A 14,072-nucleotide genomic window follows, 5' to 3' on the forward strand; every position below is an offset into this window, starting at 1 on the left:
CCGATGAGCGCGCCCTGGGAGACCTTGCTCGACTGGTGGTTCGGCACCTCCAGCGATGCCGCCGAGGTGGTTGCCCAGCGCAACGGCCTGTGGTTCGGCAAGAACGTCTGCCAGGACGCCGATGCCGGCGGCCGTTTCGGCGACCTGGTGAACCAGGCGCTGGACGGCGGCTTGCAGGAGTGGACGGCCGAGGCCGATGGCTGGCTGGCGCTGATCCTGTTGCTCGACCAGTTGCCGCGGATGATCTACCGCGACACGCCGCGCGCCTACGCCGGCGACGCCCGGGCGCAACGGGTGGTGCGCGAGGGCCTGGAAAAAGGCTTCGACCGCCAGTTGCCGCCGGTGCGCCGGGTGTTCGCCTACCTGGTCCTGGAGCACGCCGAGGACCTGCCCAGCCAGGAGCGGGCGGTAGCCTGCTTCCGCGACCTGCGCGATCAGGTCGGTGGCAGCGTGCGCAAGCCCTTCGACGATTTCTACGACTATGCCGAGCGGCATCATGCGGTAGTCGCCCGCTTCGGTCGCTTTCCCCATCGCAACGCCATTCTCGGCCGCCCCTCCAGCGAGGAGGAGACGGCGTTCCTCAGGGAACCCGGTTCGCGTTTCTGACTCCAAGGCTCCGGATTTCCCCCGCGTGTGCCAAGCTGTAGGGCAGCGCTTCCCCCGAACAAGGAGTTCCTCATGGCGTCGTTCCGTACCCTGGCCGTGGTCGCTTTCTGCGTCGTCCTGGCCGCCTGCAGCAAGATCAACCAGGAAAACTATTCCAAGCTCAAGGCCGGCATGAGCAAGGCCGAGGTCGAGGCGATCCTCGGCAAGCCCACCGAGTGCTCCGGCGCGCTGGGCATGTCCAGTTGCACCTGGGGCGACGAGAAGGCTTTCATCAGCGTGCAGTACGCGGCCGACAAGGCGCTGCTCTTCTCCGGCCAGGGGCTCAAGTGATCGGTCTGCCGATCCGGGTGCTCTGCACCCTGTGGCTGGGCTTGCTGCTGGTCGGTTGCGCGGGCTCGCCGAAGAATCCGCCGGCCACCGAGCAGGTCGACCTCCAGCGCTACCAGGGCACCTGGTACGAACTGGCGCGCTTGCCGATGTTCTTCCAGCGCAACTGCGCGCAATCGGAGGCGCATTACCGCTTGCAGGAAGACCAGAGCATCCAGGTGATCAATCGCTGCCTGACCCTGGATGGCGACTGGGAGCAGGTGGAGGGGCGGGCAGTCGCCCAGCAGCCGGGTCGCACCGACAAGTTGTGGGTGCGCTTCGACAACTGGTTCGCCAATCTCTTCCCCAACGTGGCGCGCGGCGACTATTGGGTGCTGGCGGTGGACGACGACTACCGTACCGCGCTGGTGGGCAATCCGAACCGTGAATACCTGTGGCTGCTGTCGCGTACCCCGCAGGTTTCGCAGCAGACCCGCGAGCGTCTGCTGGAAGAAGCGCGCAGCCGCGGTTACGCGGTGGACGAGCTGATCTGGCGGGTACCCGACGGCCAGTTGAAGCGGAGCCAGTGAAGGAACGCCCCGCCGGGGCGTTTTTTCTTTCCAGCGCCGTTCACGCCTGGCGGCTGGCGTGGGAAGTATCGGCGTTTAGCGCCCGACGGCTCGAACGAGTGGGGCGGATAAGCGCAACGCGGTTGTCCGCCGCTGTGCAGGGTCAGTCGAGCAGTTCCCCCAGCACCTGGACGAATGCCCGTGCGCTGCGCTCTTCCCCTGCATGCCGGCCGTCGCGCACCACCCATCTGCCGGCCACCATCACGTCGCGCACCTGGCGGTCGCCGCCGGCGAACAGCCAGCGGTTGAGCAGGGCGTCGCCCTCGGCGCTGGCCAGGTAGGGGTCGTTGCCGTCGAGCACCAGCAGGTCGGCGCGACGGCCCACGGCGAGACTACCGATCGGCTGCCCAAGGGCCTGGGCGCCGCCAGCCAGAGCAGCGTCGTAGAGCGTGCGGCCGATCATCGGCTGGTCGTCGCGGTACAGCCGGTTGCGTTTCCGGTCGCGCAGGCGCTGGCCGTATTCCAGCCAGCGGAGTTCCTCGACCACGCTGAGCGAGACGTGGCTGTCCGAGCCGATGCCCAGGCGCCCGCCCTGGGCGAGGAAGTCCGTCGCCGGGAAGATGCCGTCGCCGAGGTTGGCCTCGGTGCTCAGGCACAGGCCGGCCACCGCGCCGCTACGCGCCATCGCCGCCACCTCGGCGGGGTCGGCGTGGGTCGCATGGACCAGGCACCAGCGCTGGTCGACCGCGACGTTCTCGTACAGCCATTGCAACGGCCGGCGTCCGCTCCAGGCCTGGCAGTCGTCGACTTCCTTCTGCTGTTCGGCGATATGGATGTGGACCGGCAGGTCGTCGTGGCCGGCGGCGAGGACCGTGGCGATCTGCTGCGGAGTCACCGCGCGCAGGGAGTGGAAGCACAGGCCCAGGGAGTGGCCTGCCGCCTCCAGCGGCGCGCGCAGGCGCTGGAGCAGTTCCAGGTAGGCCTCGCTGCCATTGATGAAGCGCCGCTGGCCCTCGCTGGCCGGCTGGCCGCCGAAGCCTGCGTGACTGTAAAGCACGGGCAGCAGGGTCAGGCCGATACCTGCGGCGCTGGCGGCGCGGGAGATGCGCAGGGAAAGTTCGGCGGGGTCGGCGTAGGAGCGGCCGTCGAGGTCGTGATGGACGTAGTGGAATTCCGCCACCGCGGTGTAGCCGGCCTTGAGCATCTCGATGTAGAGCTGGCAGGCGATGACCTCGATCTGTTCCGGCGACAGTCGAGCGACCATCCGGTACATCAGCTCGCGCCAGGTCCAGAAACTGTCGTTGGGATTGCCGGCGACTTCGGCGAGCCCGGCCATGGCGCGCTGGAACGCGTGCGAATGGAGGTTGGGCATCCCCGGCAGCACGGCGCCGCCGAGGCGTTCGGCGCCGTCGGCGTTGGCGTCGGGACGAATCCCGGCGAGGACTCCGTCCGCGGAAATCTCGAAACGGACATTTCGCGCCCAGCCTTCCGGCAGCAACGCACGTTCAGCGAAAATTGCGGACATAATCAGCTCACACGCAGTCTGTTTTATTTGTATATACATATACAGACGATTAAGCGGTGCGTAAACTCACTTCATCGACGCCTCGACAAGGAGTCTCTCCGTGACGTCCTCTTCCTCCGATCGTTCCCCGCTGGCCTCGCAACTCGGCGAGGTACCGGCGCCGCTCTACGCGCGGGTCAAGCAGATGATCGTCAGCCAGATCCAGTCGGGCGCCTGGCCGCCGCACCACCGGGTGCCGTCCGAGAGCGAACTGGTCAGCCAGCTCGGCTTCAGTCGCATGACCATCAATCGCGCCCTGCGCGAACTGACCAGCGACGGCCTGCTGGTGCGCATGCAGGGGGTAGGAACCTTCGTCGCCGAGCCCAAGGGCCAGTCGGCGCTGTTCGAGGTGCACAACATCGCCGACGAGATCGCGGCCCGCGGGCATCGCCATCGTTGCCAGGTGATCACCCTCGGCGAGGAGGTCGCCGGCCCCGAGCGCGCCCTGGCACTGGACGTGCGCGAAGGCCAGCGGGTGTTCCACTCGCTGATCGTGCACTACGAGAACGATATCCCGGTGCAGATCGAGGACCGCTACGTGAACGCCGCGGTGGCGCCGGACTACCTCAAGCAGGATTTCACCCGGCAAACGCCCTATGCCTACCTGACCCAGGTGGCGCCGCTCACCGAGGGCGAGCATGTGGTCGAGGCGATCCTCGCCGAGCCGGCCGAGTGCAAGCTGTTGCAGATCGAACGCGGCGAGCCGTGCCTGCTGATCCGCCGCCGCACATGGTCCGGGCGTGTCGCGGTGACCGCCGCGCGGCTGCTGCACCCGGGTTCCCGCCACCGTCTGGAAGGACGTTTCAGCTCATGAGCGAACTCCGCATCCTGCGCGCCGTCGACTACCCGAGAATGCCGTGGAAGAACGGCGCCGGCTCCACCGAGGAGATCGCCCGCGACGGCGGCGACGGCCTGGACGGCTTCGGCTGGCGCCTGTCGATCGCCGATGTCGGCGAGTCCGGCGGCTTCTCCCGCTTCGCCGGTTACCAGCGGATCATCAGCGTGCTGGAGGGCGGCGGCATACGCCTGCGGGTGGATGGCGCGGAATCCGCGCCGCTACGCGCCCGGCAGGCCTTCGCTTTTTCCGGCGACAGCGAGGTGCACTGCACCCTGCTCGATGGAGCTATCCGCGACTTCAACCTGATCTATGCGCCCCAGCGCCATCGCGCGCGCCTGCAATGGCTGCGGGTCGAGGGCGAGCTGGACTGGCACGGCACGGCGAGCACGCTGCTGCTGTTCGCCCAGCAGGACGGGGTAGCGATTTCCTTGCAAGGGCAACCTCGCGGGCAACTGGCTGCCCACGACTGCCTGTGCGCCGAGGGGCTGCAGGGCTTGCAGCATTGGCGCCTGACGGCCCACGAGCCGGCGTGGGTCTGTGCGGTGGAACTCGATTCGCTGTGATTCGCCGGCGCCGCCAGGAAAAAGCGTCTACACCGAAAGGGTAGGCGCTTTTGTCTATCCAAAGAATCAAACGTTATTAATCCAATATTTTTAATGCCTATATAGTTCCGCATGCCGTCCGACTCCAACCGGGAGACCCGCATGCCCCCGCTTCGCCAGATCCTCGCCGTCCTCGCCCTGGGCGCCAGCCTCGCCAGCCAGACCGCCGTCGCGGCGGAATGCCCGTACCCGGGCAAAGTGGTGTTCGCCGGGCTGAACTGGGAAAGCGGCATGTTCACCACCGACCTGTTGCGCTACGTACTGGAAAAAGGCTACGGCTGCGAGACCGACGCGCTGCCGGGCAATACCGTGACCATGGAAAACGCCCTGCGCCAGAACGATATCCAGGTCACCGGGGAGCAATGGGCCGGGCGTAGCCCGGTGTGGCGCGCGGCGGAGGAGGCGGGCGAGGTGTTCTCCGTCGGCGAGACGGTGAAGGGCGCCACCGAGGGCTGGTGGGTGCCGGAGTACCTGGTCAAGGGCGACCCGCAACGAGGCATCGAGGCGAAGGCGCCGGAGTTGAGGTCGGTCGCCGACCTGCCGCGCTACAAGGCGCTGTTCCGCGATCCCGAGGAGCCCGCCAAGGGGCGTTTCTACAACTGCCCGACCGGCTGGACCTGCGAGATCGTCAACAGCCAGAAGCTCAAGGCCTACAGGTTGCAGGACAGCTACACGAACTTCCGCACCGGCACCGGCCCGGCGCTGGATGCGGCGATCAGTGCGGCCTTCCGGCGCGGCGAGCCGGTGCTTTTCTACTATTGGTCGCCGACTCCGTTGATGGGCCGTTTCAAGCTGGTGCAACTGGAAGAGCCGCCGTTCAGCGAGAAGGCCTGGGCCACCCTGTCCGATCCGAAGAACCCCGACCCCATCGGTTCCCGCTCGTTGCCGGCGAAGATCACCATTGGCGTTTCCCGCGATTTCCATGACAAGGCGCCGGCGTTGGTCGAGCTGTTCCGCAAGGTCGAGATCCCCTTGCCGCTGTTCAACGAGCTGCTCGCCGACATGGCGCAGAATCATCGCGAGGTCGGCGAGGTGCGTGCGCAGTTTCTTCGCCAGCATCGCGAAATCTGGAGCCACTGGGTGCCGGCCGAAGTCGCCGCGCGCCTCGATACCTCCCTGAAGTAAGCCTCGCCAGCCTTCATGGCGCACTACCTGAGCGGGCGTCAGCGCACCCTGGTGCGGCGGCTCCAGGATACCTTCCAGGCGCGCAGCGAATGGCCGACCTGGCTGCTGATCGCCTGCCTGTACGGCGGTTGGGCACTGCTCGCCAGCCAGTATGAGCGCTGGGGTTGGCCGGTACTGGCGGGACTGGTGCCGTTCGCCTCCCTCTACATGTCGTTGCAGCATGAGCTGATCCATGGCCACCCGACCCGCTGGCCGAGGTTCAACGCCATGCTCGGCTACCTGCCACTGGCCGTCTGGTATCCCTATCCGCTGTACCGTGACAGCCACTTGCGGCACCACCTCGACGAGCAACTGACCTACCCGGGGCTGGACCCCGAGAGTCGCTACGTCAGTCTGTCCGAGTGGCCGCGCCTGGGCTCCTGGCGGCGGCGCTGGCTCTGCCTGGACAAGACCCTGCTCGGTCGCGCCACCCTCGGCCCGCTGCTGGCCCTGGCGGCGATGGCGCGCCTGGAAGGTTCGCGGTTGCGCCGGGGAGAGGGTGCCGCCTGGCGCCTGTGGGGCCTGCATGCCGTGCTGCTGGGCGGGTTGCTGGCCGGGCTTTGGCGCTGGGCGGGCATCCCGCCCTGGCTGTACCTGCCGGCGGTGGCCTATCCGGCCCTCGGCCTGAGCATGCTGCGCTCTTTCTACGAGCACCGTCCGGCCCGCGAGCCGGCGCAGCGCAGCGTGCTGGTCGACGCGGGGTGGCCGTGGCGGCTGCTGTTCCTCAACAACAACTTGCATCTGGTCCACCACGATCTGCCGGGCCTGCCCTGGTACCTGCTGCCGCGCGTGTATAGCGCAAGCCGCCGTGCCTACCGGCGACGCAGTGGCGATTTCCACCTGCCCGGCTATGGTCGTCTATGGCGGCGCCACGGTTGGCGGCCAGTGGATGCGCCGGTGCATCCCGAGCATTGAAGGCAGGCGGACGAGAGCATGATCGATACCCCGGTGGTGGCGGCGCTGGACATGTATGTCGAGCCGGACTGCGTCAGGCAGGCCGGCGCAACCTTCATCGGCGAGGTCTGCCGGCGCCTGGGCGTGCGCCGTTACGCGTCGGCCGCCACCGATCTGGCGGTGCAGTGGCGACAGCCTAACCTGTTGTTCGCGCAGACCTGCGGCTATCCGCTGATGACCCAGTTGCGCGGCCAGGTGGCGGTGCTCGCGGTGCCCAGCTACGACTTGCCCGATTGTGCTCCCGGCGAGCATTGCAGCCTGTTCGTCGCCGCCGAAGGACAGGCGCGCCAGCGCCTCGGCGACTTCCGCAATACCCGCCTGGCGCTCAACGACCACGACTCCAACAGCGGCATGAACCTGCTGCGCCATGCGCTGGCGCCGCTGGGGCGAGACTCGGCGTTCTTCGCCGAGGTGCACATCAGCGGCGGCCACCTGCGCAGCCTGGCGATGGTGGCCGCGGGTGAGGTCGAGCTGACCTCGGTGGATGCAGTGACCTTCGGCTACCTGCAACGCCACGCACCGGAGCGCCTGGACGGCCTGCGCGTGCTCGGGCGCAGCGCGCCGAGCCCGGCCTTGCCGCTGATCACCTCGCTGCACTGGAGTGCGGCGCAACGCCGCGAGCTGTTCGAAGCGCTGAACCTGACGCTGATCGAGTGCCCGCACCTGGCCGCGACACTGGCGCTGAAAAGCTTCCTCCCGGCCGGCGAGGAGCATTACCGGATTCTCCTCGACTACGAGCGTCAGGCGCAGGGCTGGGGTTACCCGCAATTGCGCTGAACGGTGTTACCGAAGGCCCCAAACCGGTGCGCGCACGCTTCGACCACGTGCATCCAGGGCCGTTCCGGCAGGCTCCTTCTCCCGGGGGAGAGGCTACCTTCGCTAATTCTTAACTCCAGAAAAATCAACGTGTTGAATGAGATTCACGGGGGTGTGCAGATATCGCCGGAGGGCGTGACGGCAGAATTGGCCCTTCCTTTGCTTATACTTGTATGTACAAGCATAGATGTGTTCGGTAGACCCAGCCCGACCTCTGCTTCGTCCCCGAATTCAGGCGCACCCTCGCGGGGCGCCGCCCGTTGAACGCCACGCCCAGGAGCCTGCCGTGACCACCCCGAGCAAATTCCGCGATATTGAAATCCGCGCCCCGCGCGGCACTACGCTGACCGCCAAGAGCTGGCTGACCGAAGCGCCGTTGCGCATGCTGATGAACAACCTCGACCCGGAGGTCGCGGAGAACCCCAGGGAACTGGTGGTTTACGGCGGCATCGGCCGCGCCGCGCGCAACTGGGAGTGCTACGACAGGATCGTCGAGACCCTCAAGCAACTGAACGACGACGAGACCCTGCTGGTACAGTCCGGCAAGCCGGTCGGCGTGTTCAAGACCCACGCCAACGCGCCGCGGGTGCTGATCGCCAACTCCAACCTGGTGCCGCACTGGGCGACCTGGGAACACTTCAACGAACTGGACGCCAAGGGCCTGGCGATGTATGGCCAGATGACCGCCGGTTCGTGGATCTACATCGGCAGCCAGGGCATCGTCCAGGGCACCTACGAAACCTTCGTCGAGGCTGGCCGCCAGCATTACGACGGCAACCTCAAGGGCCGCTGGGTGCTTACCGCCGGCCTTGGCGGCATGGGCGGCGCCCAGCCGCTGGCGGCGACCCTGGCCGGCGCCTGTTCGCTGAACATCGAGTGCCAGCAGAGCCGCATCGACTTCCGCCTGCGCAGTCGCTACGTCGACGAGCAGGCCAAGGACCTGGACGACGCCCTGGCGCGGATCCAGCGCTACACCGCCGAAGGCAAGGCCATCTCCATCGCCCTGCTGGGCAATGCCGCCGAGATCCTTCCGGAACTGGTTCGCCGCGGCGTACGCCCGGACATGGTCACCGACCAGACCAGCGCCCACGATCCGCTCAACGGCTACCTGCCGGCCGGCTGGAGCTGGGAAGAGTACCGCGACCGCGCGCAGACCGACCCGGCCGCCGTGGTCAAGGCCGCCAAGCAGTCCATGGCGGTACACGTGCGGGCCATGCTGGCGCTCCAGCAGCAGGGCGTGCCGACCTTCGACTATGGCAACAACATCCGCCAGATGGCCAAGGAAGAGGGGGTGGCCAATGCCTTCGATTTCCCCGGCTTCGTCCCGGCCTACATCCGCCCGCTGTTCTGTCGCGGCATCGGTCCGTTCCGCTGGGCCGCGCTGTCGGGCGACCCGCAGGACATCTACAAGACCGACGCCAAGGTCAAGCAACTGATCCCCGACGATGCCCACCTGCACCGTTGGCTGGACATGGCCCGCGAGCGCATCAGCTTCCAGGGCCTGCCGGCGCGCATCTGCTGGGTTGGCCTGGGGCTGCGCGCCAAGCTCGGCCTGGCCTTCAACGAGATGGTGCGCAGCGGCGAGCTGTCCGCGCCGATCGTCATCGGCCGCGACCACCTCGACTCCGGCTCGGTGGCCAGCCCCAACCGCGAGACCGAGGCCATGCAGGACGGCTCCGACGCGGTGTCCGACTGGCCGCTGCTGAACGCCCTGCTGAATACCGCCAGCGGCGCCACCTGGGTCTCGCTGCACCACGGCGGCGGCGTGGGCATGGGCTTCTCCCAGCACTCCGGGATGGTGATCGTCTGCGACGGTAGCGACGAGGCCGCCGAACGCATCGCCCGCGTGCTGACCAACGACCCGGGGACCGGGGTGATGCGGCACGCCGACGCCGGCTACCAGGTCGCCATCGATTGCGCGAAGGAGCAGGGCCTGAACCTGCCGATGATCACCGCCCAGCGCTGACCTCGGAAACCGCCTCCACGCCGGCGGGGCGTGGGGGCGGCCGCCCACTGTCCCGACCAGGCCACAACAAGAATGGCGGCGCGCGAGCCGCAGCGGAGTACAGCAGCATGACCCAGGGCAGCGACAGCAAGCCACTGATCGAACGGCGCTCGATCGACTACATCCCGGCGAACGAGCGTCACGGTCGCCTCTACAGCCAGTTCACCCTCTGGCTGGGGGCTAATCTACAAATCACCGCCATCGTCACCGGCGCCCTCGCCGTGGTCCTCGGCGGCGACGTGTTCTGGTCGCTGGTCGGCCTGCTCATCGGCCAGCTCCTCGGCGGTGCGGTGATGGCCCTGCACGCCGCGCAGGGGCCGCGCCTGGGGCTGCCGCAGATGATTTCCAGCCGGGTGCAGTTCGGCGTCTACGGCGCCTGCATCCCGATCGCCCTGGTGTGCCTGATGTACCTGGGCTTCACCGCCACCGGCACGGTGCTTTCCGGCCAGGCCATCGGCCAGCTCACCGGGCTCAGCGACAGCGCCGGGATCTTCATCTTCGCCGCCTTCATCGTCCTGGTGACGGTGCTCGGCTATCGCGTCATCCACATCATCGGGCGGATCGCCAGCGTCCTCGGCATCATCGCCTTCGTCTACCTGTTCAGCCGCCTGATGCTGCTCAGCGACATCGGCGATCTGCTCGCCATCCGCCACTTCAGCTGGGCCTCGTTCCTCCTCGCGGTGTCGCTGGCGGCGTCCTGGCAGATCGCCTTCGGCCCCTACGTGGCCGACTATTCACGCTACCTGCCGGCGTCCACCTCGTCGTGGAAGACCTTCCTCGCCGTCGGCCTCGGCTCGGTGCTCGGCGCCCAGGCCTCGATGGTCCTCGGGGTGTTCTCCGCAGCCCTGGCCAACGGCCAGTTCGCCGGCCGCGAGGTGGCCTACATCGTCGGCCTGGGCAGCAGCGGGACCGTCGCCGCGCTGCTCTACTTCAGCATCGCCTTCGGCAAGGTGACCATTTCCACGCTGAACTCCTACGGCAGCTTCATGTGCATCGCGACCATCATCAGCAGCGTACGCGGCCAACTGGAGATCACCCGCGTGCAACGCCTGTTCTTCGTCCTCGCGATCGTCGGCGCCTCGACGCTCATCGCGCTGCTCGGCCAGCACTCGTTCCTCGCTGCGTTCAAGTCCTTCATCCTGTTCCTGCTGACCTTCTTCACCCCGTGGAGCGCGGTGAACCTGGTCGACTACTACTTCATCACCCGCGAGCGCTATGACGTGCCCGCGCTGGCCGACCCCGACGGCCGCTACGGTCGCTGGAACCTGCCGGGAATCGCCGTCTATACCCTCGGCGTGCTGGTGCAGATGCCGTTCCTGGCGACCACGCTGTACACCGGACCGATGGTCGAGCACCTCGGCGGCGTGGATATCTCCTGGATCATCGGCTTGCTGGTGCCGGCGGTCCTCTACTACCTGGTGGCGCGGCGCAAGGCCACGCGCCAGGCCCCGGCGCGAATGATCCTGCCGGCCGATCCCGGCGCCTTCGAACATCCCGCGCACGGGGCCTGAGACGAATTTCCAGGGCGGCGCGGCCGCCTTCAATCCCATGAAACGCCGCCGGCGGACGGCGCTGCCGAGCCCGCCGAACCGAACAAGGAGCCTTCGATGAGCCTGCATCTGAAACCCGGCCAGTTGACCCTGGCCGACCTGCGCCAAGCCTACCTGGCCCCCGTGCGCCTGAGCCTGGATCCCAGCGCCGACGCGCCGATCGCCGCCAGCGTCGCCTGTGTCGAGAACATCATCGCCGAGGGCCGCACCGCCTACGGCATCAACACCGGCTTCGGCCTGCTGGCCTCGACGCGGATTTCCCCGGCCGACCTGGAGAAGCTCCAGCGTTCCATCGTCCTGTCCCATGCCGCCGGCGTCGGCGAGGCGCTGGACGACGCCATGGTGCGGCTGGTCATGCTGCTCAAGGTGAACAGCCTGGCGCGCGGGTTCTCCGGCATCCGCCGCAAGGTGATCGACGCGCTGATCGCGCTGATCAACGCCGAGGTCTATCCGCACATCCCGCTGAAAGGCTCGGTGGGTGCGTCCGGCGACCTGGCGCCGCTGGCGCACATGTCGCTGGTGCTGATCGGCGAAAGCCGGGCGCGCCATCGCGGTGAGTGGCTGCCGGCCGCCGAAGCGCTGGCGGTGGCCGGGCTGGAGCCGCTGACCCTGGCGGCGAAGGAAGGCCTGGCCCTGCTCAATGGCACCCAGGTGTCCACCGCCTACGCGCTGCGCGGGTTGTTCGAGGCCGAGGATCTGTTCGCCGCCGCCACCGTCTGCGGCGGGCTCAGCGTCGAGGCCATGCTCGGTTCGCGGGCGCCGTTCGATGCGCGCATCCATGCCGCGCGCGGCCAGCGTGGGCAGATCGACGTGGCCGCGGCCTATCGCGACCTGCTCACCGCCAGCAGCGAGGTGGCGCGCTCCCATGAGAAGTGCGACAAGGTCCAGGACCCCTATTCGCTGCGTTGCCAGCCGCAGGTGATGGGCGCCTGCCTGACCCAGATGCGCCAGGCCGCCGAGGTGCTGGAGATCGAAGCCAACGCGGTGTCCGACAACCCGCTGGTATTCGCCGCCGAGGGCGACGTGATCTCCGGCGGCAACTTCCACGCCGAACCGGTGGCGATGGCCGCCGACAACCTGGCCCTGGCGTTGGCCGAGATCGGTTCGCTGTCGGAACGGCGCATCTCGCTGATGATGGACATGCACATGTCGCAGTTGCCGCCGTTCCTGGTGGCCAACGGCGGGGTCAACTCCGGCTTCATGATCGCCCAGGTCACCGCCGCCGCGCTGGCCAGCGACAACAAGGCCCTGGCCCATCCGGCCAGCGTCGACAGCCTGCCGACCTCGGCCAACCAGGAAGACCATGTGTCGATGGCGCCGAACGCCGGCAAACGGCTCTGGGCGATGGCCGAGAACGTCCGCGGGATTCTCGCCGTGGAGTGGCTGGGCGCCTGCCAGGGCCTGGACTTCCGCGAGGGCCTGAAGAGTTCGCCGAAGCTGGAGCAGGCTCGCCGCCTGCTGCGCGACAAGGTGCCGTACTACCAGGAGGATCGCTTCTTCGCCCCTGATATCGAGGCCGCCAGCCAGTTGCTCGCCAGCGGTTGCCTGAACGCGCTGCTGCCGGCCCGGCTGTTGCCGAGTCTTTGATACCCGCCCCCGGCCGCTCGGCCGGGGCGCTCCAGCAAGAACAACAAGAGGAGAGCCGAGGGATGACGCACGACACGGGGCTTCGGCGCGGACTGAACGCCCGTCATATTCGTTTCATGGCACTGGGGTCGGCGATCGGCACCGGCCTGTTCTACGGTTCCGCATCGGCCATCCAGATGGCCGGGCCGGCGGTGCTGCTGGCCTACCTGGTCGCCGGTGCGGCGGTGTACATGGTGATGCGCGCGCTCGGCGAGATGGCAGTGCACGAGCCGGTGTCCGGCTCGTTCGGCCATTACGCCAGCAGCTATCTCGGCCCCCTGGCCGGGTTCGTCACCGGCTGGACCTACGCTTTCGAGATGATCATCGTCTGCCTCGCCGATGTCACCGCGTTCGGCATCTACATGGGGTTCTGGTTTCCCGACGTGCCGCGCTGGATCTGGGTACTGTCCATCGTGCTGTTCATCGGCGGGCTGAACCTCTGTCATGTCAAGGTCTTCGGCGAGCTGGAGTTCTGGCTGTCGCTGGTCAAGGTCGGCGCCATCGTCGCGATGATTCTCGCCGGGCTCGGCATCATGTTCTTCGGCTTCAGCCTGGGCGGCGCGGCGACGTCCGCCACCGGCGTGCACAACCTGTGGCAGCACGGCGGCTTCCTGCCCAACGGCTGGGCCGGGCTGGTCGCCTCGCTGTCGGTGGTGGTATTCGCCTTCGGCGGCATCGAGATCATCGGCATCACCGCCGGCGAGGCGCAGGACCCGCAGCGGGTGATCCCGCGGGCGATCAATGCGGTGCCGCTGCGCATCCTGCTGTTCTACGTGCTGACCCTGTTCGTGCTGATGGCGATCTTCCCCTGGCAGCAGATCGGCAGCAACGGCAGTCCCTTCGTGCAGATCTTCGACGGCCTGGGGATCGAGTCGGCCGCGGCGATCCTCAATGTCGTGGTGATCACCGCGGCGATTTCGGCGATCAACAGCGACATCTTCGGCGCCGGTCGCATGCTCTACGGCATGGCCCGCCAGGGCCAGGCGCCGGTCGGCTTCTCGCGGGTGTCGCGGCACGGCGTGCCGTGGATGACCGTGCTGCTGATGGCGGTGGCCCTGCTGCTCGGCGTGGCGCTGAACTACCTGATCCCGCAGAGCGTATTCCTGTTGATCGCTTCCATCGCCACCTTCGCCACCGTGTGGGTCTGGCTGATGATCCTCCTGGCCCAGGTCGGCATGCGCCGGCGCATGGGGCCGCGCCAGGTCGCCGCGCTGAAGTTCCCGGTGCCGCTGTGGCCATTCGCGCCGGCGGCGGCGATCGTCTTCATGCTGTTCATCTTCGTGGTGCTCGGCTATTTCCCGGACACCCGCCCGGCCCTGTGGGTCGGGGCTATCTGGATCGCCTTGCTGGTGATCGCCTACCGGCGCTGGGTCAGGCCGAAGGGCGATGCCGCGCATGGCGTGCTTCAGGCCCAGGGAGGGCTGTGACGGAACCGACGGCGGCCTGAGCCGCCGGCCAATAACAATGATCGA

General features: G+C 67.7%; 13 protein-coding genes. 12 read left to right on the forward strand and 1 reads right to left on the reverse strand.

Annotated features, from left to right (window positions below; translation table 11 throughout):
- Positions 1 to 3 precede the first annotated feature (3 nt).
- The 3 genes from FHW81_RS09390 to FHW81_RS09400 all read left to right on the forward strand — a co-directional run bounded on the left by FHW81_RS09390 (position 4) and on the right by FHW81_RS09400 (position 1,502).
- Entirely contained in the window at positions 4 to 606 is a 603-nt protein-coding gene (locus FHW81_RS09390) for a DUF924 family protein (protein WP_003101790.1), read from the forward strand.
- Positions 607 to 678: 72 nt separating this feature from the next.
- Entirely contained in the window at positions 679 to 936 is a 258-nt protein-coding gene (gene bamE / locus FHW81_RS09395; RefSeq protein WP_003095983.1) for an outer membrane protein assembly factor BamE domain-containing protein, read from the forward strand.
- On the forward strand, positions 933 to 1,502 hold the full coding sequence (locus FHW81_RS09400; protein ID WP_003095980.1) for a lipocalin family protein: 570 nt from the start codon (positions 933 to 935) through the stop codon (positions 1,500 to 1,502). Before bamE ends, FHW81_RS09400 begins: the two co-directional genes overlap by 4 nt.
- Positions 1,503 to 1,644: 142 nt before the next feature.
- Here the strand turns inward: FHW81_RS09400 and FHW81_RS09405 are convergent, their stop codons facing one another.
- On the reverse strand, positions 1,645 to 3,006 hold the full coding sequence (locus tag FHW81_RS09405; RefSeq protein ID WP_014603386.1) for a formimidoylglutamate deiminase: 1,362 nt from the start codon (positions 3,004 to 3,006) through the stop codon (positions 1,645 to 1,647).
- A 100-nt stretch (positions 3,007 to 3,106) separates the two neighbouring features.
- On the opposite strand from FHW81_RS09405, the gene hutC reads away from it, so the two are divergent.
- The 9 genes from hutC to FHW81_RS09450 all read left to right on the forward strand — a co-directional run bounded on the left by hutC (position 3,107) and on the right by FHW81_RS09450 (position 14,027).
- A complete protein-coding gene (hutC, locus tag FHW81_RS09410) occupies positions 3,107 to 3,859 on the forward strand; it encodes a histidine utilization repressor (RefSeq protein WP_003095970.1) in 753 nt (250 codons plus the stop codon).
- Positions 3,856 to 4,446, forward strand: coding sequence for a HutD/Ves family protein (locus FHW81_RS09415; protein ID WP_106120540.1), 591 nt, complete (start codon positions 3,856 to 3,858; stop codon positions 4,444 to 4,446). Before hutC ends, FHW81_RS09415 begins: the two co-directional genes overlap by 4 nt.
- A 141-nt stretch (positions 4,447 to 4,587) precedes the next feature.
- On the forward strand, positions 4,588 to 5,610 hold the full coding sequence (locus tag FHW81_RS09420) for an ABC transporter substrate-binding protein (RefSeq protein ID WP_003101766.1): 1,023 nt from the start codon (positions 4,588 to 4,590) through the stop codon (positions 5,608 to 5,610).
- A gap of 15 nt (positions 5,611 to 5,625) precedes the next feature.
- Positions 5,626 to 6,564: a fatty acid desaturase gene (locus FHW81_RS09425; RefSeq protein ID WP_003101765.1), complete on the forward strand. Its 939-nt coding sequence runs from the start codon at positions 5,626 to 5,628 to the stop codon at positions 6,562 to 6,564.
- Between the two features lie 18 nt (positions 6,565 to 6,582).
- Positions 6,583 to 7,380, forward strand: coding sequence for a phosphate/phosphite/phosphonate ABC transporter substrate-binding protein (locus FHW81_RS09430; RefSeq protein WP_003114463.1), 798 nt, complete (start codon positions 6,583 to 6,585; stop codon positions 7,378 to 7,380).
- 325 nt (positions 7,381 to 7,705) lie between these two features.
- The gene (gene hutU, locus FHW81_RS09435; RefSeq protein ID WP_023089714.1) at positions 7,706 to 9,385 is read left to right on the forward strand and encodes a urocanate hydratase; all 1,680 of its coding nucleotides are present in this window, start codon (positions 7,706 to 7,708) and stop codon (positions 9,383 to 9,385) included.
- A gap of 107 nt (positions 9,386 to 9,492) precedes the next feature.
- Positions 9,493 to 10,935, forward strand: a complete 1,443-nt coding sequence (locus FHW81_RS09440) for a purine-cytosine permease family protein (protein WP_023089713.1) — start codon at positions 9,493 to 9,495, stop codon at positions 10,933 to 10,935.
- Positions 10,936 to 11,031: 96 nt separating this feature from the next.
- Positions 11,032 to 12,561, forward strand: coding sequence for a histidine ammonia-lyase (hutH, locus tag FHW81_RS09445; protein WP_003114461.1), 1,530 nt, complete (start codon positions 11,032 to 11,034; stop codon positions 12,559 to 12,561).
- Between the two features lie 62 nt (positions 12,562 to 12,623).
- Entirely contained in the window at positions 12,624 to 14,027 is a 1,404-nt protein-coding gene (locus FHW81_RS09450) for an amino acid permease (protein WP_003114460.1), read from the forward strand.
- The last annotated feature ends 45 nt before the right edge of the window (positions 14,028 to 14,072 follow it).

The organism is Pseudomonas sp. RC10-4-2, from assembly GCF_050433085.1.
GTDB lineage: Bacteria > Pseudomonadota > Gammaproteobacteria > Pseudomonadales > Pseudomonadaceae > Pseudomonas > Pseudomonas aeruginosa.

What these genes read in the sequence shown, in the direction of transcription:
- FHW81_RS09390 (WP_003101790.1), top strand. Translation starts at nt 4, where the DNA reads ATGAGCGCGCCCTGGGAGACCTTGCTCGACTGGTGGTTCGGCACCTCC.
- bamE (WP_003095983.1), top strand. Translation starts at nt 679, where the DNA reads ATGGCGTCGTTCCGTACCCTGGCCGTGGTCGCTTTCTGCGTCGTCCTG.
- FHW81_RS09405 (WP_014603386.1), bottom strand. Translation starts at nt 3,006, where the DNA reads ATGTCCGCAATTTTCGCTGAACGTGCGTTGCTGCCGGAAGGCTGGGCG.
- FHW81_RS09415 (WP_106120540.1), top strand. Translation starts at nt 3,856, where the DNA reads ATGAGCGAACTCCGCATCCTGCGCGCCGTCGACTACCCGAGAATGCCG.
- FHW81_RS09420 (WP_003101766.1), top strand. Translation starts at nt 4,588, where the DNA reads ATGCCCCCGCTTCGCCAGATCCTCGCCGTCCTCGCCCTGGGCGCCAGC.
- FHW81_RS09425 (WP_003101765.1), top strand. Translation starts at nt 5,626, where the DNA reads ATGGCGCACTACCTGAGCGGGCGTCAGCGCACCCTGGTGCGGCGGCTC.
- FHW81_RS09430 (WP_003114463.1), top strand. Translation starts at nt 6,583, where the DNA reads ATGATCGATACCCCGGTGGTGGCGGCGCTGGACATGTATGTCGAGCCG.
- FHW81_RS09440 (WP_023089713.1), top strand. Translation starts at nt 9,493, where the DNA reads ATGACCCAGGGCAGCGACAGCAAGCCACTGATCGAACGGCGCTCGATC.
- hutH (WP_003114461.1), top strand. Translation starts at nt 11,032, where the DNA reads ATGAGCCTGCATCTGAAACCCGGCCAGTTGACCCTGGCCGACCTGCGC.
- FHW81_RS09450 (WP_003114460.1), top strand. Translation starts at nt 12,624, where the DNA reads ATGACGCACGACACGGGGCTTCGGCGCGGACTGAACGCCCGTCATATT.